Origin of the sequence: Schleiferilactobacillus harbinensis, from assembly GCF_008694105.1 — a bacterium.
Lineage (GTDB): Bacteria > Bacillota > Bacilli > Lactobacillales > Lactobacillaceae > Schleiferilactobacillus > Schleiferilactobacillus harbinensis.
In genome coordinates, this window is the sequence record NZ_CP041364.1 from 264,604 (window position 1) to 289,255 (window position 24,652).

23 protein-coding genes are annotated in these 24,652 nt (G+C 53.3%); 22 read left to right on the forward strand and 1 reads right to left on the reverse strand.

Annotated elements, in window-relative coordinates; all coding sequences use genetic code 11:
- The first annotated feature begins 64 nt into the window (after window positions 1-64).
- The 3 genes from recA to FMM01_RS01380 all read left to right on the forward strand — a co-directional run bounded on the left by recA (window position 65) and on the right by FMM01_RS01380 (window position 4,703).
- Window positions 65-1,336, forward strand: coding sequence for a recombinase RecA (gene recA / locus FMM01_RS01370; protein WP_150391488.1), 1,272 nt, complete (start codon window positions 65-67; stop codon window positions 1,334-1,336).
- Between the two features lie 546 nt (window positions 1,337-1,882).
- Window positions 1,883-3,466: a ribonuclease Y gene (gene rny / locus FMM01_RS01375; protein WP_027827539.1), complete on the forward strand. Its 1,584-nt coding sequence runs from the start codon at window positions 1,883-1,885 to the stop codon at window positions 3,464-3,466.
- A gap of 145 nt (window positions 3,467-3,611) precedes the next feature.
- Entirely contained in the window at window positions 3,612-4,703 is a 1,092-nt protein-coding gene (locus tag FMM01_RS01380; RefSeq protein WP_035439738.1) for a glycosyltransferase family 4 protein, read from the forward strand.
- 79 nt (window positions 4,704-4,782) lie between these two features.
- Here the strand turns inward: FMM01_RS01380 and FMM01_RS01385 are convergent, their stop codons facing one another.
- Complete coding sequence (locus FMM01_RS01385; RefSeq protein ID WP_027827538.1) at window positions 4,783-5,445, reverse strand: YigZ family protein; 663 nt, start codon at window positions 5,443-5,445, stop codon at window positions 4,783-4,785.
- Between the two features lie 55 nt (window positions 5,446-5,500).
- Between FMM01_RS01385 and FMM01_RS01390 the strand changes: the two genes are divergently transcribed.
- From FMM01_RS01390 to hprK, 19 genes are all read left to right on the forward strand, one after another.
- A complete protein-coding gene (locus tag FMM01_RS01390; protein WP_150391489.1) occupies window positions 5,501-6,805 on the forward strand; it encodes a helicase-related protein in 1,305 nt (434 codons plus the stop codon).
- Complete coding sequence (locus FMM01_RS01395) at window positions 6,802-7,506, forward strand: ComF family protein (protein WP_150391490.1); 705 nt, start codon at window positions 6,802-6,804, stop codon at window positions 7,504-7,506. The genes FMM01_RS01390 and FMM01_RS01395 overlap by 4 nt, the downstream gene beginning before the upstream one ends.
- Window positions 7,507-7,641: 135 nt before the next feature.
- The gene (hpf, locus tag FMM01_RS01400; protein WP_027827536.1) at window positions 7,642-8,214 is read left to right on the forward strand and encodes a ribosome hibernation-promoting factor, HPF/YfiA family; all 573 of its coding nucleotides are present in this window, start codon (window positions 7,642-7,644) and stop codon (window positions 8,212-8,214) included.
- Between the two features lie 243 nt (window positions 8,215-8,457).
- The gene (secA, locus tag FMM01_RS01405; protein ID WP_027827535.1) at window positions 8,458-10,821 is read left to right on the forward strand and encodes a preprotein translocase subunit SecA; all 2,364 of its coding nucleotides are present in this window, start codon (window positions 8,458-8,460) and stop codon (window positions 10,819-10,821) included.
- A 74-nt stretch (window positions 10,822-10,895) separates the two neighbouring features.
- Window positions 10,896-12,024 (forward strand): peptide chain release factor 2 gene (gene prfB, locus FMM01_RS01410; RefSeq protein ID WP_121499932.1). Its coding sequence is split into 2 segments (ribosomal slippage): window positions 10,896-10,967 and window positions 10,969-12,024, totalling 1,128 coding nucleotides; the frame shifts between segments, so codons are not numbered across the junction.
- A gap of 90 nt (window positions 12,025-12,114) precedes the next feature.
- A complete protein-coding gene (gene ftsE / locus FMM01_RS01415) occupies window positions 12,115-12,801 on the forward strand; it encodes a cell division ATP-binding protein FtsE (protein ID WP_150391491.1) in 687 nt (228 codons plus the stop codon).
- Complete coding sequence (ftsX, locus tag FMM01_RS01420; RefSeq protein ID WP_027827532.1) at window positions 12,791-13,678, forward strand: permease-like cell division protein FtsX; 888 nt, start codon at window positions 12,791-12,793, stop codon at window positions 13,676-13,678. Before ftsE ends, ftsX begins: the two co-directional genes overlap by 11 nt.
- Before the next feature lie 96 nt (window positions 13,679-13,774).
- Window positions 13,775-14,488 (forward strand): response regulator transcription factor, encoded by a 714-nt coding sequence (locus tag FMM01_RS01425; RefSeq protein WP_027827531.1) that lies wholly within the window; start codon window positions 13,775-13,777, stop codon window positions 14,486-14,488.
- Window positions 14,485-15,882, forward strand: coding sequence for a two-component system histidine kinase PnpS (gene pnpS / locus FMM01_RS01430; protein ID WP_150391492.1), 1,398 nt, complete (start codon window positions 14,485-14,487; stop codon window positions 15,880-15,882). Before FMM01_RS01425 ends, pnpS begins: the two co-directional genes overlap by 4 nt.
- 213 nt (window positions 15,883-16,095) lie before the next feature.
- Window positions 16,096-16,956, forward strand: coding sequence for a phosphate ABC transporter substrate-binding protein PstS family protein (locus tag FMM01_RS01435; protein ID WP_150391493.1), 861 nt, complete (start codon window positions 16,096-16,098; stop codon window positions 16,954-16,956).
- A gap of 2 nt (window positions 16,957-16,958) precedes the next feature.
- Window positions 16,959-17,885, forward strand: a complete 927-nt coding sequence (gene pstC / locus FMM01_RS01440) for a phosphate ABC transporter permease subunit PstC (protein WP_027827529.1) — start codon at window positions 16,959-16,961, stop codon at window positions 17,883-17,885.
- Window positions 17,885-18,769 (forward strand): phosphate ABC transporter permease PstA, encoded by an 885-nt coding sequence (gene pstA / locus FMM01_RS01445; RefSeq protein WP_027827528.1) that lies wholly within the window; start codon window positions 17,885-17,887, stop codon window positions 18,767-18,769. The genes pstC and pstA overlap by 1 nt, the downstream gene beginning before the upstream one ends.
- Window positions 18,770-18,781: 12 nt before the next feature.
- The gene (gene pstB / locus FMM01_RS01450) at window positions 18,782-19,591 is read left to right on the forward strand and encodes a phosphate ABC transporter ATP-binding protein PstB (RefSeq protein WP_027827527.1); all 810 of its coding nucleotides are present in this window, start codon (window positions 18,782-18,784) and stop codon (window positions 19,589-19,591) included.
- A 27-nt stretch (window positions 19,592-19,618) separates the two neighbouring features.
- The gene (pstB, locus tag FMM01_RS01455; protein WP_051225102.1) at window positions 19,619-20,410 is read left to right on the forward strand and encodes a phosphate ABC transporter ATP-binding protein PstB; all 792 of its coding nucleotides are present in this window, start codon (window positions 19,619-19,621) and stop codon (window positions 20,408-20,410) included.
- Window positions 20,411-20,436: 26 nt separating this feature from the next.
- On the forward strand, window positions 20,437-21,114 hold the full coding sequence (gene phoU, locus FMM01_RS01460; RefSeq protein ID WP_027827525.1) for a phosphate signaling complex protein PhoU: 678 nt from the start codon (window positions 20,437-20,439) through the stop codon (window positions 21,112-21,114).
- Between the two features lie 369 nt (window positions 21,115-21,483).
- Window positions 21,484-22,944: a daptomycin-sensing surface protein LiaX gene (liaX, locus tag FMM01_RS01465; RefSeq protein WP_027827524.1), complete on the forward strand. Its 1,461-nt coding sequence runs from the start codon at window positions 21,484-21,486 to the stop codon at window positions 22,942-22,944.
- A 23-nt stretch (window positions 22,945-22,967) separates the two neighbouring features.
- Window positions 22,968-23,255 carry a PspC domain-containing protein gene (locus FMM01_RS01470; protein ID WP_051225083.1) on the forward strand — a complete coding sequence of 96 codons (288 nt, stop codon included), beginning with the start codon at window positions 22,968-22,970 and terminating at the stop codon, window positions 23,253-23,255.
- Between the two features lie 2 nt (window positions 23,256-23,257).
- Window positions 23,258-23,554 carry a hypothetical protein gene (locus FMM01_RS01475; protein WP_027827523.1) on the forward strand — a complete coding sequence of 99 codons (297 nt, stop codon included), beginning with the start codon at window positions 23,258-23,260 and terminating at the stop codon, window positions 23,552-23,554.
- A 128-nt stretch (window positions 23,555-23,682) separates the two neighbouring features.
- Window positions 23,683-24,630, forward strand: a complete 948-nt coding sequence (hprK, locus tag FMM01_RS01480) for an HPr(Ser) kinase/phosphatase (protein WP_027827522.1) — start codon at window positions 23,683-23,685, stop codon at window positions 24,628-24,630.
- The last annotated feature ends 22 nt before the right edge of the window (window positions 24,631-24,652 follow it).

The window sequence follows — 24,652 nt, forward strand, 5'->3', positions numbered from 1 at the left end:
CGATAAACTATATAAGACGCATAAAGTGAACGAAAACGAGCAACCTAATTGAGGAGGGACGCTTTTGGCTGTTAAAAATACCAAGCTTAAAGAAGTCGTTGAATTAACCGACAAGCAAGAACGCAAGACTGCTTTGAATGATGCTCTGAAGAAAATTGAAAAAAACTTCGGGAAAGGGGCCATTATGCGGATGGGCGATAAAGCCGATACGCAAATTCGGACCATTTCCACGGGCTCATTAGCCTTAGATACAGCACTGGGAGTCGGCGGCTACCCCCGCGGCCGGATCGTCGAAATTTACGGACCTGAATCATCCGGTAAGACGACGGTGGCGCTGCACGCAGTCGCTGAAGTACAGCGCGAAGGCGGTACGGCGGCGTATATCGACGCGGAAAACGCCTTGGACCCTGAATACGCTAAGCATTTGGGCGTCAACATTGATGATTTGCTGCTGTCCCAACCGGACACTGGCGAACAAGGCTTGGAAATTGCGGACGCGCTGGTCACCAGCGGCGCCGTGGATCTGGTCGTTGTCGACTCAGTGGCAGCGTTAGTTCCGCGGGCTGAAATCGATGGTGAAATGGGCGATGCCCACGTTGGGCTGCAGGCCCGGTTGATGTCCCAGGCATTGCGCAAGTTGTCTGGATCCATTAATAAGACAAAAACCATTGCTATTTTTATCAACCAGATCCGGGAAAAAGTCGGTGTTATGTTCGGCAGCCCGGAAACGACTCCGGGCGGTCGGGCGCTGAAGTTCTACGCCACGATTCGGTTGGAAGTACGCCGGTCAGAACAGATCAAAGACGGTACCGACATCATCGGCAACCGGACGAAGATCAAGGTTGTGAAGAACAAGGTTGCCCCGCCGTTTAAGGTTGCCGAAGTCGACATTATGTACGGCAAGGGCATCTCCCGTACCGGCGAATTGCTGGATATGGCGGTCGAGAAGGATATCGTGGATAAGAGCGGTTCCTGGTACTCTTATAATTCAGACCGGATCGGCCAAGGCCGGGAGAACGCGAAGCAATATATTGCGGATCATCCGGACATGGAAGCCGAATTGCGGACTAAGGTCCGGCATGCTTACGGCATTGACGGTGCCGCGGATCCGGATGCGAAGGATGCCGATGATCAGGCCAAGGATAAGGATTCTAAAGACACCCCTAAGGCCGATAAAGATGCCAAGGGTACGAGGGACACCAAATCTGCCGCAACGGACGCGAAGAAGTCGGAAAGCAAAGACAGTGCGAAAGATACGCCGAAGACCAAGGATACGAAGGCAGCCGCGGATGGCGAGTCGATCGATATCTTTGAGGGTACGGACGCGAAGAAGTAAGGATTTCGTTAAGAGTGAGATGAGCTCGCCGGGTGACCGGTGGGCTTTTTTTGGTTGAGCTGAAGAAAGAGGCTTCTTAGTGTATGGAATCTAGTGCCAATGCGTAGCAAGCGGAGGCAAAATGGGCTCAGTGGTGGTAACCACACAGCGGCTTTGCCGCTGATGTGGTTAGGCGACTTGAAGACAGCGGTTTTTGCTGGCTTCAAGCGCCGTCACCACGTTCCAGCCCATTTTGCCGCAGCTTGCGGAGCATTGTCACGGCAGGCAGCGCATCACGTAAATTGGTTGCGGCTGCCTCTCCCTTAAACGGGCTCCAGCGACCAGAAGCTAGGGCGGAAGGCCAGGGGCGCAAAAAACCTAAGTGCGGTTTTTCTGCGCCCCTGGCCTTCCGCCTACGCTTCTGAACGGTCGCCTGCGCCCTCTGTCTATTGACACCCCTACCGTTTCCCTCTAGAATTGTGATTGTGTCAATAATCTACAATTAACCATCATGAAAAGATTCTCTAAGAAATGAGTACCACTTTTTGATGATGCGGAGGTGAACTAATGGAACTTTGGATTCCAATAATCCTCGCCGTCATCATGTGTGTTGTTGGTTTTGTTGCTGGGTATTTGACCAAGAAAGCCGCGCATCAGCGGGCAGTTAACGATGCCCATACGAATGCCGCGGGGATCATTGCGAGTGCCAAGCGGGATGCTGCCGCCATTAAGCGGGAGGCAGACACCGCTAAGAAGGAACAACTCCTCGCCGCTAAAGATGAAGCCCATCGCTACCGCGCAGAGCAGGAAGCGGAGCTGAAGAGTCGGCGCGAGGAATTACAAAAGCAAGAAAATCGGTTGCTGCAACGGGAAGACTCCTTGGACCACAAAGACGACATTCTGAACAATAAGGAAGGCAGTCTGGATAAACGTGAGGACAAACTGGCGCAGCAACAGCAGCAGATCGATGAAGCCAAACAAAAAGTAACAGATACACTGCAAGCTCAAGAAGATGAACTGGCCCGCATCGCCCAATTTACCCGGGATGATGCTCGTCAGGAGATCCTTGATTCCACTAAAGAAGAATTGACCCATGAACGCGCGGCTCTGATTCGCGAAAGCGAGCAGACCGCCAAAGAAGAGGCGGAGCATAAGGCCAAAGACCTAATTGCCCAAGCCATTCAACGCAGCGCGGCAGATGTGGTGACGGAAACTACTGTCACTGTTGTATCGCTGCCGAGTGACGACATGAAAGGCCGCATTATTGGTAAAGAGGGCCGTAATATCCGGACTTTGGAGACATTGACCGGAATTGACCTGATTATCGATGATACACCTGAAGCTGTTGTGTTGTCCGGATTTGACCCCGTTCGGCGGGAGATCGCCCGGATCGCACTGGAAAAACTCATCGCTGACGGCCGGATTCATCCGGCCCGGATCGAAGAAGCGGTGGAGAAAGCCCGGAAAGAAATGGATGCCCGGATCCGCGAAATCGGTGAGCAGGCGTTATTTGAATTGGGCATTCACCACATGCATCCGGATCTGATCAAACTGGTGGGGCGGATGCACTTCCGCACCAGTTATGGACAAAACGTTCTCAATCATTCGATTGAAGTGGCAAAGCTGGCCGGTATTTTGGCTGGTGAGCTTGGTGAAGATGTTACCCTGGCTAAACGCGCAGGATTATTACACGATATTGGGAAGGCCATTGACCATGAGGTCGATGGCTCCCATGTGGAGATTGGTGTGGAACTCGCCAAGAAGTATCACGAGTCCCCTACAGTGATCAACACCATTGCGTCCCATCATGGGGACGTGGAACCGCAGAGCATCATTGCTGTACTGGTCGCGGCTGGCGATGCCATTTCAGCCGCCCGGCCAGGGGCCCGGTCTGAATCGCTGGAGAATTATATCCATCGGTTGGAGAAGCTGGAGAATATTACTAACAGCTTCCCTGGCGTGGATCACAGCTTCGCCATTCAAGCCGGCCGTGAAGTCCGAGTCATTGTGGCCCCCAATCAGGTCACTGATGATCAGGCGGCCATTTTGGCCCACGAGATCCGCTTGCGGATTGAGAAAGAGCTGGAATATCCAGGTCATATCAAGGTAACGGTCATTCGGGAAACCCGATTTATCGAAACTGCTAAGTAGCCATGATTCTTGGGTTTCTAAAGTGACAGCAAATTGCATTATCAGCAGCAGTCCCGCACCGGTCAGCCGATCGGCGCAGGACTGCTTTTGTTTTGCCCGATGAATCGGTATAATAAGTGTAATTGACTAGACAGGAGCTCATTCTATGTTTCGTGTAATCGTCGCCCTTTTCGGTACCATGTTCTTCTCGGCCGTCATCACGCCGTTTGTTAGAAAATTGGCCTTCGTCCTAGGGGCGGTGGATATGCCCAACGCGCGGCGAGTAAACCGCAAACCGATGCCCACCATGGGCGGCTTGGGGATCTTCATTGCGTTCGTCTTTGTGACGTTTGTCCTGCTGCGCAATCAATTTCCCACTCACGAACTGTTCAGTGTCCTGCTCGCCGGCAGTGTGATCATTCTGACCGGGATGATCGACGATATCAAAGAACTCAAGCCCTGGCAAAAGATGCTGGGAATCGTTATTGCCGCCAGTATCATCTACTTCTTGGCCGGCATTCGGATGGACGATGTCTCCCTGTTTGGGTTGCACTTCAACCTGGGCTGGGCCAGTTATTTCGTGACCGTCTTCTGGATCGCCGCGCTGACTAATGCCGTGAACCTGATCGATGGGTTGGACGGCTTGGCCACTGGGGTGGCCATCATCGCGCTGTTCACCATGGGGGTCATCGGGGTCTTCTTCCTGCTTCCCGGCGAGATCTATGTGCCGATTTGGATCTTCTGCTTAGTAGCGGCCCTGATCGGCTTTTTACCCCATAATTTTCACCCGGCCAGTATTTTCTTGGGGGATACGGGCGCGCTGTTCATCGGCTTCATGGTGGCCGTTTTCTCCCTGAAGGGGCTAAAAAACGTGACCTTCGTGACCATGGTTATTCCGGTCATCATCCTCGGGGTGCCGATTACGGATACAGTCTATGCCATTTTACGGCGCAAGCTGAACAACAAACCGATTTCCCAAGCGGATAAACACCATCTGCATCATCAGCTGATGGCTCTGGGCTTGACCCAGCGGCAAACCGTCATGGTAATCTACGGGTTGGCCTTGATTTTCGCTGCCATTGCTTTGATTTATCCGCTGTCCACGCTGTGGGGCAGCATTCTGCTGACGATCGCGGTGATTCTGGGCTTGGAACTCTTTGTGGAATCCATCGGCTTGGTCGGGGCTGGCCGTCAGCCGCTGCTCCATGCAATTCAGCGCTTCGTGAAGCGCCTGTCCCATTCGGATCATCCAGTTTAAGCAAAAAATAGACGGGCGACCGTCTATTTTTTTTGCTTAAACGCGCTCTGGCTTCTGACCGTTGGCCTGCGCTCTCTAACTAATTTTCATACCGCGGCGCGGCAGTATCCGTGTAAGGTACCTCCCGGAACTGCTGGGCCCCGACGGTCATGGTGATGCGGCCATTGGTTAAGTCTTGGAGCTGCTTTTGGTACGTATCGATTTCAGTGATGTCGACCAACGCGGTCATGGTGACTTGCACCCCGTAGTCCGTCTTTTCGATGGTATAAGGACTTTCGCTGAAGAAATGCTGGATGGGATCCACTTGGTTGTAATCAATCGTGAAGGTGAGCGCTTGCTGCAAGACGCCGCGGACGATACCGATGTGGTGGGCCGCTTCCGTGACGGAGTTGCTGTATGCTCGGATCAAACCGCCAGCCCCCAGTTTGATCCCGCCAAAGTAGCGGGTCGTTACCGCGACGACGTTTTTCAGCTGCATCAGTTTCAAAGATTCCAGCATGGGAATTCCTGCCGTGCCGCTGGGTTCGCCGTCATCATTGGCGCGCTGGTGTTCATCGTTGTCGCCAATCACGTAGGCACTGCAATTATGAGTCGCCTTGTATTGCTTTTTCTTGATTTGGGCGATGAACGCTGCCGCCTCGTCTTCGGTGGTGACTCGGGCGAGTTGACCGATGAAACGGGACTTTTTGATTTCGATTTCGTATTCGCCATTTTGGGCAATGGTGAGGTAATTATTTTGCATGCTTGCAGCTCCTTTGCGTAATTTAACTATGTAAGGAAGAAAGGCGGCGAGAATAATGATGACGGGGTCATTTTATCCCGGGCAGCAATTGGTGGTCCCAGCCGGTGAGACACCGCCGCAGGGCGGTCAGCTGGTATCGGCCGTGCGCGCTCAGGGGCGGCAATTGTGCTGCCAGCGCTGCGGGGCGATTTGGCCTCGCGGAATACAGACTTTACCGTTGGGCGGGGCGTATTGCCAGGACTGTATTGGGCTGGGGCGAGTGACGACCCGGGATCGGCTATGGCGTTTGGCGCCGCCAGTATTTCCTGAGCGGCCAGCCGGCCAATGCTGTGCATGGCAGGGGACCCTGACGCCGAATCAAGTCCGGGCAGCGCAGGCGATTCAACACGCCCACACTGCTGGTCGGGGGATCCTGGTCTGGGCGGTGACTGGGGCCGGCAAAACTGAGATGACCTTCCCGGTCGTCACGGCTGCTCTGGCCGCCGGCGGGTTTGTGGCTTATGCGTCACCCCGGATCGACGTGTGCAATGAATTATTTCCGCGAATCCAAACGGCCTTTCCAACGATCAGCACCGGCCTGCGTCACGGCCGGGAGGAACAGCCCTATATGGGTGAGCAGCTTATTGTGTGTACGACCCATCAACTACTTCGATTCTATCATGCTTTCTCCCTGATTATCGTGGATGAAGTGGATGCGTTTCCTATGCATAATTCGCGCTTGCTGCACGCAGCGGTGGCCCAGGCGCTGCAGCCGGGAACGGCACCAGTCTATTTGACCGCCACGCCGGATGCCCACTTGCGCCGCCAGTTGCGGCGCGGGCAATTGGCGGTGGCGTATTTGCCTCGGCGGTTCCATGGGGCGCCGCTGCCGGTGCCCCGCTTGCATTGGTGCCGCCAACATACACTGACCACGGGTTTTCAGCCGTTACAAAGGCTTGTACGGTGCCACCGCAGTGCCCGGCGGCCGGTAATGCTGTTTGTCCCGACTGTCCCGTTGCTGACAGCACTGACTGTTTGGCTAAGCAGCCGCTTCCCAGCAGAAACCGTGGTCAGTGTTCATGCTGATGACCCCGAACGGGTGGCCAAGGTCCAAGCCTTCCGGGACGGGCGCACAACACTGCTGGTCACCACAACGATTCTGGAGCGAGGCGTGACAATTCCGCATTTGCAGGTGATCGTGTGGGCTGCCGATCATGAGCACTTTCAAACCAATGCCCTGGTTCAAGTGGCTGGACGCGCCGGTCGAGCGGCGGATGATCCCTGGGGCCGGGTGGATTTCTTTTACCACCGTTATACCTTGGCCATTGCCCGGGCCCGGCGGGAGATTCGGCAGATGAATCGGCGAGGCGGTTTTCGATGACGCCGGCATGCGGCTGGTGCGGGCGGCCGTGGACGATTACGCCTACCTTTGGTGCGCTGTGCAGCCTGCGGCGGCAGCGGCCCGCGACCCTTTGTCCAGAGTGTCGGGCCACTTTTCTGCCCTGGTCCGCCGAAATGGTCCAATGTCCCCGGTGCCACCGGCCGGGGGCCGCGGTCCTGTGCGCTGATTGTCAGTATTGGCAGCAGCAGCTGCCCTGGCTGGACGGCCAAGCCCAGCACCTTTTTGCCTATCACTCACCCATCCAAACGTATTTTGAACGGTTTAAGCGCCAGGGAGACTATCAATTGGCTGCAGTGTTTGCGGCAGACATTGGTGATTGGTGGCGCACTCGGCGCCGGCACTACGATGCGGTCATTCCGGTGCCAAGTGACCCGGTCCGGGCCCGACAACGGGGGTTTGACCCCGTGACGGCCCTGTTTGCGTCAGTCCTGCCGCTCACGCCGGTACTGGAAAAACAAGGCACGACACCAGAACAAGCGCAGCAGGATCGGGCCACCCGTCTGACCACGCGCCAGCCGTTTATCTATCAGCCCCAGCGCGGCGTTAGGCTGCGCCAATGGCGCCGCATTCTGCTCGTCGATGACATCTACACCACGGGCAGTACCCTCCATCAAACGGCCGCTGTATTGCACGCCGCTGGCAGCGACGCCGTCATGGATACCTTCACTTTAGCCCGATAAGTCGAAAATGCTTACAAAGCTGTTTATCTACGGCGCCTACTTTGTTATAATTAAGACGTAGTAAGGGTGGTGCAAGAGGTTTTACTCACCACCGGGTGTACCTTTTTTGATACACTTTGAAGGGAGAGAAGTACTATGTTATCTTTTAATGTCCGTGGCGAAAATATTGAGGTCACTGAGGCCATTCGTGCGTATGTCGAGAAACGGCTGAGCAAGCTCAATAAGTATTTCGAAGACGCGCCTGACTCCATCGCTCATGTGAACTTGAAATTGTATTCCAACAAGAACGCCAAGGTCGAAGTCACGATTCCGTTGCCGTACTTAGTATTACGGGCAGAGGAGACTTCTCCGGACCTTTACGCCAGTATTGATCTGGTCACTGATAAGCTGGAGCGGCAGATCCGCAAGTACAAGACCAAGATCAACCGCAAGAGCCGGGAAAAGGGCATCAAGAACTTTGATTTGACCGGTCCTTCCGAAGGGGTACAGGATGCACCGATCCCTGAACCGGCAGAACCTAGCGACAACTTCACCATTGTCCGGACTAAGCAGGTTTCTTTGAAGCCCATGGATCCCGAAGAAGCTGTCCTGCAAATGGACATGCTGGGGCATAACTTCTTTATCTTCGAAGATGCAGAAACCAATGGCACAAGCATCGTTTATCGCCGCCGCGACGGCCGTTACGGCTTGATCGAGACCGACGAATAAAATAGGCGCGACCATTTTAGAATTTAGATAATTGATCGGACTGGGACAAAGTAAAGATTTCAAGTGTATCTAGTGCCAATGCGGAGCAATCGGAGCGCAGCATTGGCGCGGCAGTGCCCGGAAATCCCACTTTGTCCCAGCCTTTTTGCGTTCTCCTTGCCCCCTATGGTAAAATGTAACGAACTCTGTTTATCGAAGTTAGCTAAAGAAATATTACGTCAATTGAGGTTGTGAGGTCTAGAAATGGCAAATGTATTGAAGCGGTGGGTCGAATCCGACGCCCGCGAAGTCAAACGGATGGGTAAGATTGCGGACCAGGTGATCAGTTACGAGGATGAATATGCCAAGTTGTCTGATGAACAGCTGCAAGCCAAGACGCCCAAGTTCAAAGAACGATTAGCCAACGGTGAAACCCTGGATGACATTTTACCCGAAGCTTTCGCCACCGTGCGCGAAGGCGCCAAGCGGGTCCTGGGGCTATTCCCGTTCCGGGTCCAGATTATCGGCGGGATCACTCTGCATGAGGGGAATATCGCTGAAATGAAGACCGGGGAAGGGAAAACCTTGACCGCGACCATGCCGGTTTACCTGAATGCCTTGGACGGCAAAGGGGTCCACGTGGTCACCGTCAACGAATATCTGTCCAGCCGGGACGCCACCGAAATGGGCCAGTTGTACAACTGGCTGGGCCTGACGGTTGGTTTGAACCTGAACGAAAAGAGTACGGATGAGAAGCGGGAAGCCTACAATTCCGATATCACGTATTCCACCAACAGCGAGCTTGGGTTCGACTATCTGCGGGACAACATGGTCGTGTATAAAGACCAAATGGTACAGCGCCCGTTGAACTTTGCCATTGTCGATGAAGTCGACTCGATCCTGATCGATGAAGCCCGGACACCGCTGATCATTTCTGGTCAAGCCGAAAAGTCGACGGCCCTCTACATCCGGACCGATCGTTTCGTCAAGACTTTGAAAGAAAAAGACGATTATAAGATCGATTGGCCGACCAAGAGTATTTCCCTCACTGAGCAGGGGATTCGCAAGGCCGAAAAGAACTTTGGCTTGGATAACCTGTATGATACCGACAACATGGTCTTGAACCATCACTTGGACCAGGCACTGCGGGCCAATTACATCATGCTTCGGGATATCGATTACGTGGTCCAAGACGGCAAAGTCCTGATCGTTGACCAATTCACCGGCCGGGTCATGGAAGGCCGCCGGTACTCTGATGGACTGCACCAGGCCATTGAAGCCAAGGAAGGCGTCAAGATCGAGGATGAGACCAAGACCATGGCCAACATCACCTATCAGAACTACTTCCGGATGTACAACAAGCTGGCCGGGATGACCGGGACTGCGAAGACCGAAGAGGAAGAATTCCGTGAGATTTACAACATGGAAGTCATTTCTATCCCGACAAACAAACCGGTCATCCGGGTGGACAATCCGGATGTGCTGTATCCAACATTGGACAGCAAGTTCAACGCTGTGGTGAAAGAAATCCAAGAACGCCACGCCAAGGGCCAGCCGATGCTGGTCGGGACTGTTGCCGTAGAAAACTCGGAACGTTTGTCCCACATGCTGGATCAATTGAATATTCCCCACGCCGTGCTGAACGCGAAGAACCACGCCAAGGAAGCCGAGATCATCATGAATGCCGGCCAACGCGGAGCGGTCACCATCGCCACTAACATGGCCGGCCGGGGGACCGATATCAAGCTTGGACCGGGCGTTAAGGAACTGGGCGGCTTGACCGTACTGGGGACTGAACGGCATGAATCCCGGCGGATCGATAACCAGTTGCGGGGCCGTTCCGGACGACAGGGGGATCCGGGCGAGACCCGCTTCTACATGTCGCTGGAAGATGACCTGATGAAACGGTTCGGCGGCGACCGAATCAAGAGCTTCATGGATCGGCTCAGCGGCCCCGATGAAGACAAAGTGATCGAGAGCCGCTTGATCACTCGCCAAGTTGAATCGGCCCAGAAACGGGTCGAAGGGAACAACTACGATACCCGGAAGAACACCTTGCAGTACGACGACGTGATGCGGGAACAGCGGGAAGTGATGTACAAGCAGCGGCTGGAAGTCATTTCTGAACAGAAGGACTTGAAGCCGGTGCTGATGCCCATGATCAAGCGGACCATCGCCAATCAGGTGGACATTCATACCCAGGGCAAACCTGAAGAGTGGGATTTGCAGGCCATCTTGGACTTTGCATATACCGCCATGGTCAACGAAGACAAGATCAGTATGAAGGATATCAAAGGCAAGACCCCGGAACAGATCGAGGCCTTCATGTATAAGCTGGCTGAAGAAAACTATGACGAGAAGGCTCATGCGCTGCAAGATCCGGCGCAAATGCTGGAATTCGAGAAGGTCGTTATCCTGCGGGTTGTTGACTCCCACTGGACGGACCATATCGACGCCATGGATCAGCTGCGCCAATCCATCGGGTTGCGGGGCTACGGCCAGATGAACCCGTTGGTGGAGTACCAAGAAGAAGGCTATCGCATGTTTGAAGAAATGATCGCCGACATCGATTACGATGCCACCCGGTTATTCATGCGGGCTGAGATCCGCCAGAATATTCGGCGTTAACCAAAGAGAGGCTGGGGGCTCGTTGTCGCCAGCCTTTCGTATATCCAAGAAATGAATAGAAAGAGGCTCACACTATGGAATTAGCCGATGCACGTCATGTGCTGGATGAAATGCGCACCAAAATAAATCAGTTTAGGGGGTCTCTTTGACTTCCCTCACTTGCAGGAAACAATTGCAGTGAATGAAGCCAAAATGGCTGAACCCGACTTCTGGAATGATTCCGAACATGCCCAGAAGATCATTGATGAAACGAATGCGGCCAAGGCCCAACTGGATACGTTTAAGCAATTAGACGATGGCTGGCAGAATCTTCAGGTAGCAGCGGAACTATTAGCTGACGAACCGGATCCGGATATTGCCAAACAGCTGGATACCGGCATTCCTAAATTACAAAAAGCGATGCATGATTATGAATTGAGCCAGTTGCTGACCGGCCCCTATGACAGTCATGACGTTTTAGTCGAAATCCATCCTGGGGCTGGCGGTACTGAGGCTCAGGATTGGGCATCAATGCTGTTGCGGATGTACACCCGCTGGGCCCAGAACCGGGGCTTTAAGGTGGAAACATTGGACTTTCTCGCTGGCGATGAAGCCGGCGTGAAGTCGGTGACGCTGCAGATCAGCGGGCATAACGCCTACGGGTTGCTGCGGAGTGAAAAGGGTATCCACCGGCTGGTGCGAATCTCGCCCTTCGATTCCGCCGGCCGGCGGCACACCTCCTTTGCCTCCGTGGATATCATGCCGGTGCTGGACGACAGCATCAATATTGATATTCGGCCGGAGGACTTGCGGGTCGATGTTTACCGGTCCTCTGGGGCTGGTGGTCAGCACATTAATAAGACCTCCAGTGCCGTCCGGATCACCCACCTGCCCACCGGTATCGTTACCCAATCCCAGGCGCAGCGGTCTCAGCTGCAAAACCGGGAAACGGCAATGAATATGCTGCGGGCCAAGCTGTATGAACGGGCCCAAGAGGAGCAGAAGGAAAAGGAAGCCGCTATTCAGGGCGAGCAAAAGGAGATCGGCTGGGGTTCCCAGATCCGCTCCTACGTCTTCCATCCCTACACCATGGTCAAGGATCACCGGACCAATTACGAGACAAGCAATGGCCAAGCTGTGATGGATGGCGACATCGACGGGTTCATTTATGCGTACCTGCAATGGGAACTGGCCCGTCATCAAAACCGGAATTCACAACTTTGAGACAACTCTGTATTGTTTCGTAAACGAATTGTTACGTTGGCTTGATACAATAGCGACGTGCTTTTAACAGGAAAGGAATAGTCCACCCCTATGATTCGTATGGTAGATGTGTCAAAGGTATACGACAATAAAGTGACGGCCTTAGAAAACGTCAACGTCGAAATTGCTCAGGGTGACTTCGTGTACGTGGTCGGTCCTTCAGGGGCCGGGAAATCCACGTTCATCAAGCTGCTCTACCGGGAATTGCGCGCGACCAGCGGCTTGATCATGATCGATGATTTCGATCTGACCCAGCTCAAAGATCGAGAAGTCCCCTTTCTGCGCCGAAAAATCGGTGTCGTGTTCCAGGATTTCAAACTGCTCTCCCGATTAACAGTGGCCGAGAATATTGCGTACGCAATGGAAGTAATTGAAACAGATCCGGAAGAAATTAAACAGCGGGTCACCCAAGTGCTGGCTGAAGTCGGCCTGACTGGCAAGGCCGCCCGGTTCCCCAACGAGCTCTCTGGCGGGGAACAGCAGCGGGTCGCGATCGCCCGGGCAATCGCGAACAATCCCCATATTCTGATTGCCGACGAACCTACCGGCAACCTGGATCCGAATACGTCTGAAGAAATCATGGCGTTATTGGAAAAGATCAATGCGAAGGGGACGACTGTGATCATGGCTACCCATAATGACCAGCTGGTGAACAGTCACGTCCACCGATTGCTGGAGATCAACAACGGCGATATCGTACGGGACGAGAAGGAGGGGACTTACGCCAATGAAGGCTAGTACATTCAAGCGCCACGTGACCGACAGTTTCCGCAGTCTCAAGCGGAATGGCGGGATGTCCGTGGCGGCCATTGTGTCCGTTACCGTGACTCTGCTGCTAGTCGGTATCTTTCTCGCCCTGATTTTCAACGTGAACCACGTCTCCCGGGAAGTGGAAAATGATGTGCGGGTACGGGTGATGATCGATCAAAAGACGACCAAGACCCAGCGCAATGACCTGCGCGATGAATTGCAGGCGATGGCAGACGTGAGCAGCGTCACCTATTCCAGCCGCCAACAGGAGCTGGATAAGGTGGTCGGCAGCTACGGCAGTGCCTTCCAAATGTTTGGCGGCGATTCAAACCCATTGAACGATGTCTTTATCGTGAAGACCAAGACACCCCAGGCGACGGAAAAAGTGGCCAAGGCGGCGAAGAAACTGGCCCATGTGTCCGAGGCTAACTACGGCGGGGCTAACGCCCGCAACTTGTTCCGGGCGACGGATAGTCTGCGCCAATGGGGGCTGGGCTTCAGTATTCTGCTCCTGCTGGTGGCCGTCTTCCTCATTTCGAACACCGTGCGGATCACGATTCTCAGCCGTCAGACAGAAATTGGGATCATGCGGCTGGTCGGGGCGACGAACTCCTATATTCGTTGGCCGTTCCTGCTTGAGGGAGCCTGGACGGGACTGTTCGGCGCGATTATTCCCATCATTATTGTGGATATCGGCTATGCAGTACTCTATGGCGCCTCGGCGAAGACTTTTGCCTCTGCTGGCTATGCACTGTTGTCGCCGGGCAGCCTGCTGTTCGGCATGGACTTGCTCTTGGCAGTCATCGGTATCGTCATTGGGGCCGTCGGCGCGGCCATCTCCATGGGCCGCTTCTTGAAGATTTAAGACGGTCAAACACTCACCTGTTTTCTGATTTTTTTCAGAAAATATCAGGCGGGTGTTTTTTTCTGGTATACTATTGGTGAAATTGGAGGGGATACCATGACCACACGCATTCTGGTGGTGGATGACGAATCTACCATTCGCACGCTGATCGAGTACAACCTAAGTCAAGAAGGTTTTACCGTGGATACGGCAGAAGACGGTGATGAGGCACTGCAAAAGGCCGAGGGTCAAGACTATGACCTCATCTTGCTGGACCTGATGCTGCCAGGCAAAGACGGCTTGGCCGTAACCAAAACGCTGCGCCAGGAGAAAAATGCGACACCGATCATTATGCTCACCGCGAAGGACAGCGAGACGGATAAGATCGTTGGCCTGGAGCTGGGTGCCGACGATTACGTCACCAAGCCGTTCTCCGTCAAGGAACTGCTGGCCCGCATTCATGCGGTCCTGCGGCGGATGGAGGCACCCACTGAAGCGCTGGCAACCGGCCGGGTAGTCACCTTCGGCCCCTTGACGGTGGATATCGACGGCTTGCAGGCGTCCTTGCGTGGTGCACCGCTGACCCTCACGCCGAAGGAATTCGATGTTTTGGCTTATCTGGTCCAGCGCCCGAATCGAGTCATTTCCCGGGAACACATCCTGGATGCCGTTTGGGGTGTGGATTATCCCACCGAAACCCGGACTGTGGACATGCAGATCTCCCATCTCCGGGAAAAGATTGAAGCTAATCCCAAAGAACCGCAATATCTGCAAACGATTCGCGGGTTCGGGTATAAGTTGACGCAGCCGACTTCGGAGGTGTCTGAATGAGATTTCGGGTACAGTTGTTTCGCTTGTTGGGCGCCGGTGTGCTGTTCGTCGGCTTGCTGATCTGGATGACCCAGTGGGGACCGATGCTGGGGCTGACTCAGCCGTTCCAAGTGGCCGCCCCTGGAATCTTCTGGGGCATAATCGTGGTTTACTGGGTGCTCTATCTGCTCCTCAGCACCCTGCGGGATCTCCGCATGCGCCGGTATCGGCGGCAGCTGACAATGGCGACCCGTTACATGGAACAGATTCAGCATCTGCAAGCGCCGGAACTGATGCTGGCGGAGGATGCCCCGGAGTGGCAGCAGTTTTATCAGGCCGCCAACCAGGTCAACTTGCAGACGCATCGGTTTAAAGTAGCCATTGATCAAAAACAGGCCGATTTTGACCGGCTGATCAATCATCTGCCCGTGGGCGTGATGGTCATCAATCCGGACGATATGGTCCAGATGGCCAATGATGTTATGGCCACGCTGCTGGATGTACCCATCGACCAGGAACCCCACTCCTATTTGGATGACGTAAAAACGTATGGTCTGAGCAGCTTGATTGAGCATACGGAGCGGAATCATCAGACGCATCACGCGGAGATCAAATTGGTGCAGAATAACGAACGGCCGGTGGATGCCTATGTGATTTGGATCGGCGATAAGGAATCCGGACAAGTCGTGGTTGTCCTTTATGATCTGGCTTTGATTCGAGCGGCTGAACAAATGCAGCTGGACTTTGTAAGCAATGTGTCCCACGAATTAAAGACCCCGATTACGTCGATTGCCGGTTTTGCCGAGACCCTATTGGGCGGGGCAAAGGATGATCCCAAGGCGCTGGATCAATTTCTGCATATCATTTTGCAAGAGGCCGATCGTTTGAATGATTTGGTCACTGACACGATTTCTGTGGCGAAGTTTGCCAATCCCCATCCTATCCATCCGCAACCAGTAACGGTGCGGAAAGAGATCGATCATTGTTTGACCATGCTCAAGCCGCGGATCGAAGAACGCAGTTTGCAGACGCGAATTGAGGGTCCTGAGGATCTAACCGTCGTCTTTGACCCGGCTGAGTTTGAAGATATCATCAAGAATCTGCTGACCAATGCAGTGATTTACAATCACCATCAGGGCAGTATTGATGTCCGGTACAGCAGCGACCAGGATAACTTCAAGCTGGTGGTGGCGGATACCGGTATCGGTATTCCTGAAGATGACCAGCAGCGGATCTTTGAACGCTTCTATCGGGTGGATAAGATGCGCTCCCGGCGCAACGGCGGCACTGGCTTAGGGTTGGCCATTGTTCAGGCAATTGTTCAACGGGCTGGCGGCGAAATCACATTGCACAGCCAAGTGGGTGTCGGCTCATCATTCACGGTCACTCTGCCGCTCAAAAAACAGAATGCTTAATTTCCCCAGCTCTGCCTTTGCCGGCAGGGCTTTTTCAGTTGAGCAGGAAGCACCGGTTTACCGGACGGTATCTGGTACAATGAATCCGGATACGGAAAAAAACACCCGGTACGCAATGCATTTACAAGAAATTTACATTTCCCAAGATAAATCGTTACATAGCTACCGTATGCTGGTATAGAGAGAGATATTTGGTGAATTGAGGAATGCCCAGTGAGACAACATAAATTATGGCTTTTGGCCGCAGTCTTTGGCCTGTTTATTTTGGCCGGATGCAAACAGCAGGGAGCGGCCATTACCGCCGTGGGGTCGTCGGCTTTACAGCCGCTCGTGGAAGCTGCGGGCGAACGCTATAGCAGTGAACATAGCGGTGAGTTTATTAATGTCCAAGGCGGCGGCTCCGGGACCGGCTTGAGTCAGATCCAAAGCGGCGCCGTGGATATCGGTAATTCTGATCTGTATGCCCAGGAGAAGAGCGGCATCAATGCTAAGAAGCTTGTTGACCATGAGGTCGCGGTGGTCGGCGTTGTGCCAATCGTGAATAAAGATATTCCCCTGGATAATTTAACGATGGCCCAATTACGGGGCATTTTTTCTGGCCAATATACGAATTGGTCCCAGGTTGGCGGTCCTGATGTCCCTGTTGTTCTGGTTAATCGCGCCACTGGTTCTGGGACACGGGTGACCTTTGAACGATGGGTCATGAACAAAGTGCCGACCAAAGCGGCTCAGGAACAGGATTCTACTGGGATGGTACGGCAGATCGTTTCGTCCACCCCCGGCGCCATCAGCTACGTGGCCTTCCCTTATGTGAACAAGACCGTGAAGACCATCAAGCTGGATGGTATCGCGGCGACGGATCGCAATGTGCAGACCAACAAATGGGTGATCTGGTCCTATGAGCATATGTACACCAAGGGCACGCCTACTGGGCTGACGAAGCGGTTCATCGATTATGTATTGAGCAATACTGTACAACAAAAAATTGTTAAGAAATTAGGATACATTGCTGTGAATGAAATGCAAGTTGCACGTGATCTTGCCGGTCACGTGACAAAGAGAGTGGGGCAGTAGGTATGGCAGAGGATAAAATTCGAGCCAGTCTGTTAAAGGAGTCGAAAGCTTCCAAACGGGAAAAGCACGGCAAAATACTGAGTTTCGCCGCCATTGGCTTGATCGTCATCGTGGTGGTGGCGATTTTCATCTTTGTTGCCACCCGGGGAATTGCGACGTTTACCGTGGATAAGGGCAGTTTGTGGGACTTCTTCACAAAGAGCCAATGGAATCCGGGGGCAACGGATAAAAGCGGGCATCCGCTGATCGGGGCACTGCCAATGATTGTCGGTTCCTTTGCCGTGACTCTGTTATCCGCCGTCGTGGCGACGCCGTTTGCGATTGCGGCGGCCATCTATATGGTGGAAATTTCGCCCCGGCGAGGATATAAGATTTTACAACCGGTCATTGAATTGCTGGTTGGGATCCCGTCTGTTGTTTATGGGTTTGTCGGGTTGTCGCTGGTCGTACCGTTCATTCGCAATCACTTTGGCGGAACTGGATTTGGTATTTTAGCCGGGACGATGGTATTGTTCGTGATGATTTTGCCCACTGTAACGTCCATGAGTGTGGATGCGCTGCGGTCTGTCCCTCGCTATTATCGGGAGGCATCGTTGGCTTTGGGGGCTACGCGCTGGCAAACAACCTATAAAGTCGTCCTGCGGGCAGCAGTCCCCGGAATCATGACGGCGGTGATCTTTGGTATGTCCCGAGCCTTTGGTGAGGCCCTAGCTGTCCAAATGGTCATCGGGAATGCTGCTCTTCTGCCCCAGAACCTGGTGTCCCCGGCGTCGACTTTGACCAGTATTCTGACCATGGGTATGGGCAACTCTGTAATGGGCAGTGTGTCCAACAACGCTTTGTGGTCGCTGGCATTACTGCTATTGCTGATGTCATTGTTGTTCAATATTTTGATTCACCGCATCAGTAAGAAGGGAGCGTTACATTAATGAACGCTAAGCGAAGCGATAAAATTGCCACGGGGGTATTGTACGCCATGTCCGGAATCATCGTATTGATTCTGGCCTTGCTGCTGTTCTATATCTTAGCCAATGGACTGCCCCATATCAGCTGGCACTTTCTTACCGCCCCCGCCCAGAGTTTTGAGAAAGGCGGCGGGATTGGCGTCCAGCTTTTTAATTCCTTCTACTTGCTGATTTTGTCCATGGTGATTTCGACGCCAATTTCCATCTGGGCTGGGATTTATTTATCGGAGTACGCGAAGCCTAATCGATTGACCAATATTATTCGCACCTCCATCGAAATTTTGTCGTCACTGCCGTCAGTTGTCGTGGGTTTGTTCGGTTTCCTAGTTTTCGCCGTCCAGGCTGGGTTTGGTTTCTCTATTCTTTCCGGAGCATTGGCGCTAACTGTTTTCAACCTGCCGCTGTTGACCCGGAACGTGGAGGATTCACTGCGTTCCGTTGCCTTCACGCAACGGGAGGCGGGTTTAGCGCTTGGCCTTTCCCGGTGGGAAACTGTGATTCACGTGATCTTGCCGGAGGCGCTCCCGGGGATCATCACTGGGATGATTCTGTCAGCGGGCCGGGTATTTGGGGAAGCCGCAGCATTGATTTACACTGCCGGGCAAAGCGCGCCGACGCTGGACTTTACGAACTGGAATCCGTTCTACATTGCGTCACCGCTTAATCCTATGCGGCCGGCTGAAACTTTGGCCGTACACATCTGGAAGATCAACTCAGAAGGGATCATTCCCGATGCGGCCGCTGTTTCTGCTGGTGCCAGTGCGGTGTTGATCATTGCCGTTTTGCTGTTCAATATTCTGGCCCGGCTGATTGGTAACAAGGTTTACAAACGGCTCACTGGGGTCTAGAGGAGGCAAACGATGCAGAACTATTCATTTGATGATACGTATTTTCTACCCCTGGACCCGAAAAAACACGAAATTGCGATATCTACCGATGATCTCAATGTGTACTATGGCGATAATCAAGCCATCTTCGATGCGTCACTGCAATTCGAACGCTTCAAAATCACCGCCTTGATTGGCGCTTCCGGGTCTGGTAAATCCACCTATTTGCGTTCTTTGAACCGCATGAATGACAATATTGCCAGCGCTAAAGTGACTGGTAAAATCATGTACCGGGATTTGGATATCAACGGCAGCGGTATCGATACTTATGAGATGCGCAAGCACATTGGAATGGTTTTCCAGCGGCCCAACCCGTTTTCTAAATCAATATATGACAACATTACGTTCGCACCAAAACGGCACGGCTTGAAAGATAAAGCTAAGTTGGATGAGATGGTAGAGACGACACTGAAGGAGGCCGCGCTTTGGGATCAGGTTAAAGATGACCTGCACCAATCTGCGCTGGCTCTTTCTGGCGGTCAGCAGCAGCGGCTGTGTATTGCCCGGGCAATTGCCATGAAGCCGGACATCCTGCTGCTGGACGAACCGGCCAGTGCGTTGGACCCGATCTCGACCTCAACGGTGGAAGAGACCTTGATTCGGTTGCGGGAGCACTACACGATTATCATTGTGACCCACAATATGCAGCAAGCGGCTCGAATCAGCGACTACACAGCATTCTTCCACTTGGGCCATGTGTTGGAATTTAATACGACGAAAGAAATCTTCACGACGCCGAAGGTCAAAGCAACAGACGATTATGTGTCTGGACACTTCGGTTAATCCGTAGAGAGGTGACGGTATATGGCAATGGCGATTGAAGCAACAGAACCGGATAAGACAGCAGCCCCGCCAATCATTGATACCGAGGATGTGCATCTGTGGTATGGCAGCAATGAAGCATTGAAGGGCATCAACTTGACCTTCAAGGAACATGAAATCACCGCCTTGATTGGGCCCAGCGGATGCGGGAAATCCACCTATCTGCGGACCTTGAACCGGATGAATGATCTGATTCCCGGAGTGACCATCAAGGGTGAAGTGAAATTAAAGGGAAAAGATATTTACGCGCCGGGAAACGATACGGTATCCCTGCGTAAGGAAGTCGGTATGGTTTTCCAGCAGCCGAACCCGTTCCCGTTCTCGATCTATGATAACGTGACTTACGGGTTGCGCTTGGGCAAGCAGCACACCCGGGAACAGCTGGATGAAGCGGTCGAGACCGCGTTGCGGCAAGCGGCTGTGTGGGAAGAGGTCAAAGATAAGCTGCATGACAGTGCATTAGGCCTGTCCGGCGGTCAGCAACAGCGGGTGTGCATTGCTCGGGTGCTGGCGGTGAAGCCGGATGTGGTTTTACTGGACGAACCGACCTCCGCGTTGGATCCAATTTCGTCCAGTCAGATTGAAAGTATGCTCGTAGCGTTGAAAAAGGACTATACTATAATTTTAGTTACGCACAACATGTCGCAGGCATCCCGAATTTCTGACCGCACGGCTTTCTTCCTTCAGGGGCATCTGGTCGAGTATGATGATACTAAGACGATTTTCTTGAATCCCCATAAGAAAGAAACCGAAGACTACATCAGCGGGCGGTTCGGGTAATCATAAAAGGAGCAGGAGGTGGCAGCGTGCGCCGCGTATTTGAAGATGAGTTGAACGATTTACACGTCCGTTTTTCAGAAATGGGCATGATGGTCAATGAGGCCATATATAAGTCAGTTAAAGCGTTCATCAACCACGACAAGGAACTCGCTCGGGACGTGATCACCAGTGATCATTTGATCAACGAGCGGGAAGTCGATTTGGAGAAGCGCAGTTTTGAATTAATTGCGTTGCAGCAGCCGGTAACGACGGATCTGCGGACGATCGTGACGGTCATGAAGGCCAGTTCAGATCTGGAGCGGATGGGGGACCACGCCGTATCCATCTCGAAATCCACCATTCGAGTGAAGGGCACGACCCGGGTGCCGAAGGTGGAGCAGGATATCGCCTCAATGGCGGAGCTGGTCAAAGAAATGGTGAACGAGGTCTTGGACGCTTATGTCAAGAGTGACGATAAGCGGGCGTTGCAAATCGCCAATGAAGACCACGGGATCAACCATTATTCAGACTTGATCTATGAGACCTGTCTGGAGATCATGCAAAAGGACCCGGCAACGGTGCCGGGAAGTATGGATTATTTGTTTGTGAGTTCGTATTTGGAGCGGATCGGCGATTATGTAACGAATATCTGTGAGTGGATCGTTTACTTGCAGACGGGGAAGATCGTGGAATTGAATTCGAATGCGAAGGAAGACGACTTTTAGGGGTTGTTTTCAGGTGACCTGCCAGCGGTGTTGGCGGGTCTTTTTGTTTTGCGGTAGGAAATGGGAGATTTGTCGTTGTGCGCCGTGCCAATGCTCCGCAAGCTTCGTCGGAGGGGGCTGCTTTTCCGCGTAAACGGGTTCAGGCCGACAGAAGCTAGAGCAGAAGGACAGCAGGGCAAAAAACCTAAGTGCGGGTTTTGTGCCCTGCTGTCCTTCTGCTTACGCTTCTGACCGTCGGCCTGAGCCCTCTCTTCCATACTATAGCCCATTCAAATATCAACCTTTGGACCTATGCACTCTCGCCGGTTCCTTGGCATAATGAGAATGTAAATAAAGCCATGTACCCAATGTGGATGGAGGCAAATACTAATGAACGAACGTGAACGGATTATGCAGCTCGTCAAGGACGGGGTCATCAGCTCGCAAGAAGCGATTGTACTATTGGAAAATTTAGCGAACAAGGCCGATAACGGCACAGAAGAGAAGCAATCGGCGGCGGAAGAGGCCAAGTCGGCGGAGCAAGAGAGTGCCGATGCAGCGCAGGAAGAGGCCGACGCGCAGGCTTCCGATGATTTACGCAATGCCCATGAGACTTTGGCTGACTTGCAGCAGCAGTTGCAGGAGAAGCAGCGTCAGATTCGGGCCACAGAGGAACAGATCACCGTCTTGGATACACTGGAAGATTTGGAAGATCTGCCGGCTGAAAAGGCGGAAGAGCGTTCCAAGCTGCAGGCCAGCCTGATCACGCTGAAGGAAGACGTGGATCGGCTGAGCGATCAAGTGCAGGCAGCGAAGCAAGTCGTTGATGATTTGCAAGCCAAGACTTGGCAAAATGCGAAGAAGGAATTCGAAGATACGGATTGGGCCGGGGATTTCTCCCAAACCTTCAGCGACTTTGGCAAGCGGATGGGCAGCTTAGGCACTCAAGTCGGCCAAGCCGTCCGCGACGCGGTGACCAGTGTCACCGACAACGTGGATTGGAAAGACGTGAAGATCAAGGTGCCCGGTGTGGTCAGTGCCAGTTTCGACCATGAATTCTTGTTCGAGCACATTGACGCGCCGGCGGTTGAGATGCGTATCGCCAATGGTGACATTCGTATTAAGCCGTCCATCAACGACAACGTATCGATTCGCGGTCAGTTCAAGATTTATGGCCACTATGATGAACCGACTCCGTTGGCGGCATTGACTGCCCGCAGTCAGATCGACGTTTCAAATGAGCACATTGTATTCTCAGTACCCAATAAGCGGATTCGGGCCGACCTGGATGTTTATCTGCCCAAGCGGTTGTACGATCACACCTCGGTGAAGATCCTCAACGGCAACCTGGCCGTCGACGGATTCAATGGTCAAGACTTCTATGCCAAGCTGACCAATGGGACTGGGAGCTTTGCCAACGTGACGCTGCAATTGCTGAATGTGGAAGACATCAACGGCACCGTGAACTACGACAGCGGCAAAGTGGATGAATTGCTGGCCCAGACCATGAACGGTACGCTGACCGCCAAGGCGCCGTTCAAGAGTGCCGAGTTGAGCACCGTCAATGGGACGATTCGGGTCACTGCGGAAACCAACGACCTGCACAAGCTGGTGGCCAATTCTACCAGCGGCACGATCAAGGTATCCGTACCGGCTAGTCTCGGCCTGACCGGCGAGGCCCAGAGCAAGGTTGGGGCTGTGCGCTCACGTTTGTCCGGCTTAACCAGTGAACCGGTCCGCGGCACGGTTGGTCAGCGCTTGACACTGGATCGCACTACGGATTCCGGTGATGTGGCGGAACTGCAATTGACCGCTGGCGCTGGCGCCATCATGTTAAAGGATAACGACTAAGAATTAGAGGAGACGAGCAGACCATGAATGAACGAAATAACACGAGACGATTAATGAAGTCGCGGACCGATCGCAAGGTCGATGGTGTCCTCGGCGGGATTGCCGCATACTTCGGCTGGGACAGCACGCTGCTGCGGATTCTCTTCGTTGTCCTGTTAATGCCCAGTTTTGGGACCATGTTCGTGGTCTACATCGTCCTGGACATGATCATGCCGCTGGCGCCGCGGCCGGAAAAGCCGGCGAAGCCGAGTCAGCCCCAGGAAGAGCCGCGGTCTAAGAATAGCAGCGATGATAATTGGAGTGATTTCTAAAAATGATTACACTATTGGTGCTTTTGATTCTGATTCCCGTTTTACTCGTGGTCCTGTTTGCGACTGGGATTGGGATGCTGGCCATGGTCATCGGTTTGCTGCGCTTCTTCTTCCCGGTGCTGGTCATCTATCTGATCTACCGGTGGCTTTTCGCACCGAAGCGGCCGAAGCGGCCCACTGATTTCCGCGGGACGCCCTATGCCCATCCGTATCAACCTAATCGGCCGCGCCGCGAGATCCATAACGAGGCCAAGCCGAAACAGGACAAGGGCAAGGATGATACTTGGGATGATTTCTAATTGTCCGGCTAATTAACAAATCAACTAACGACGCTGACTTCGGTGAGCGTCGTTTTTCTGTCAGCGAGAAAAAAGCGGCGCCGATTATGGTATGATTTAGCATGTATATCGCAATGGAGGGTTGAACTATGGCAGATGCAGTACCAGTGGCTAAGCTGGTCCAGGAAACAGATCTGAAAGTGTTCTCCGGCAAGGAGTTCATGGCAGACCGCACCGTGACCGTGAGTGATATTTCCCGGCCGGGCCTGGAATTGACCGGTTATTTTCGCTATTATCCCAGCAATCGGATTCAATTATTTGGCAAGACCGAAATTTCGTTCTCTAAGGGGATGACCCCTGACGAGCTGAGTGTTGTCTTGGGCCGGATGGCCACCGCCGAGACACCAGCATTTCTGGTGTCCCGGGGCTACGAACCACCGGCGGAAATGATCACTGAAGCCAACCGGGCGAAACTGCCGGTACTGGGATCACCGTTGCCGACGTCCCGGTTATCCAGTGTCGTGACCGAGTTTCTGGAAGAAGAATTGGCAGAGCGCCGGTCAATGCACGGTGTTCTGGTGGATATCTATGGCTTGGGCGTGCTGATCACCGGGGATTCTGGCGTTGGTAAATCAGAAACGGCCCTAGACCTGATCAAGCGGGGCCACCGACTGATCGCCGATGATCGGGTGGATGTCTATCAACGGGATGAAAAAACCATTGTGGGCGAAGCCCCAAAGATCCTGCGCCATTTATTGGAAATTCGCGGGATTGGCATCATTGATGTGATGAATCTGTTTGGTGCCGGCGCGGTGCGGGATTCGGCTGAAATTTCGCTGATCGTCCATTTGGAAAATTGGTCACCGGATAAGAATTACGATCGCATCGGGGCTCATGAACAGTTCCAGCAGATTTTTGATGTGGCCCTGCCCAAGATCATCATTCCGGTGAAAGTCGGCCGGAACTTGGCCATTATTATTGAATCGGCGGCGATGAATTTCCGAGCCCAATCAATGGGTTACGATGCCACCAAGGTCTTCGAACGGAATCTGAATTCTTTGATTAAGGAACATTCTGCGGAAGACGAAGAAAAGTAAAAACTCGGATATTTAGGAGATG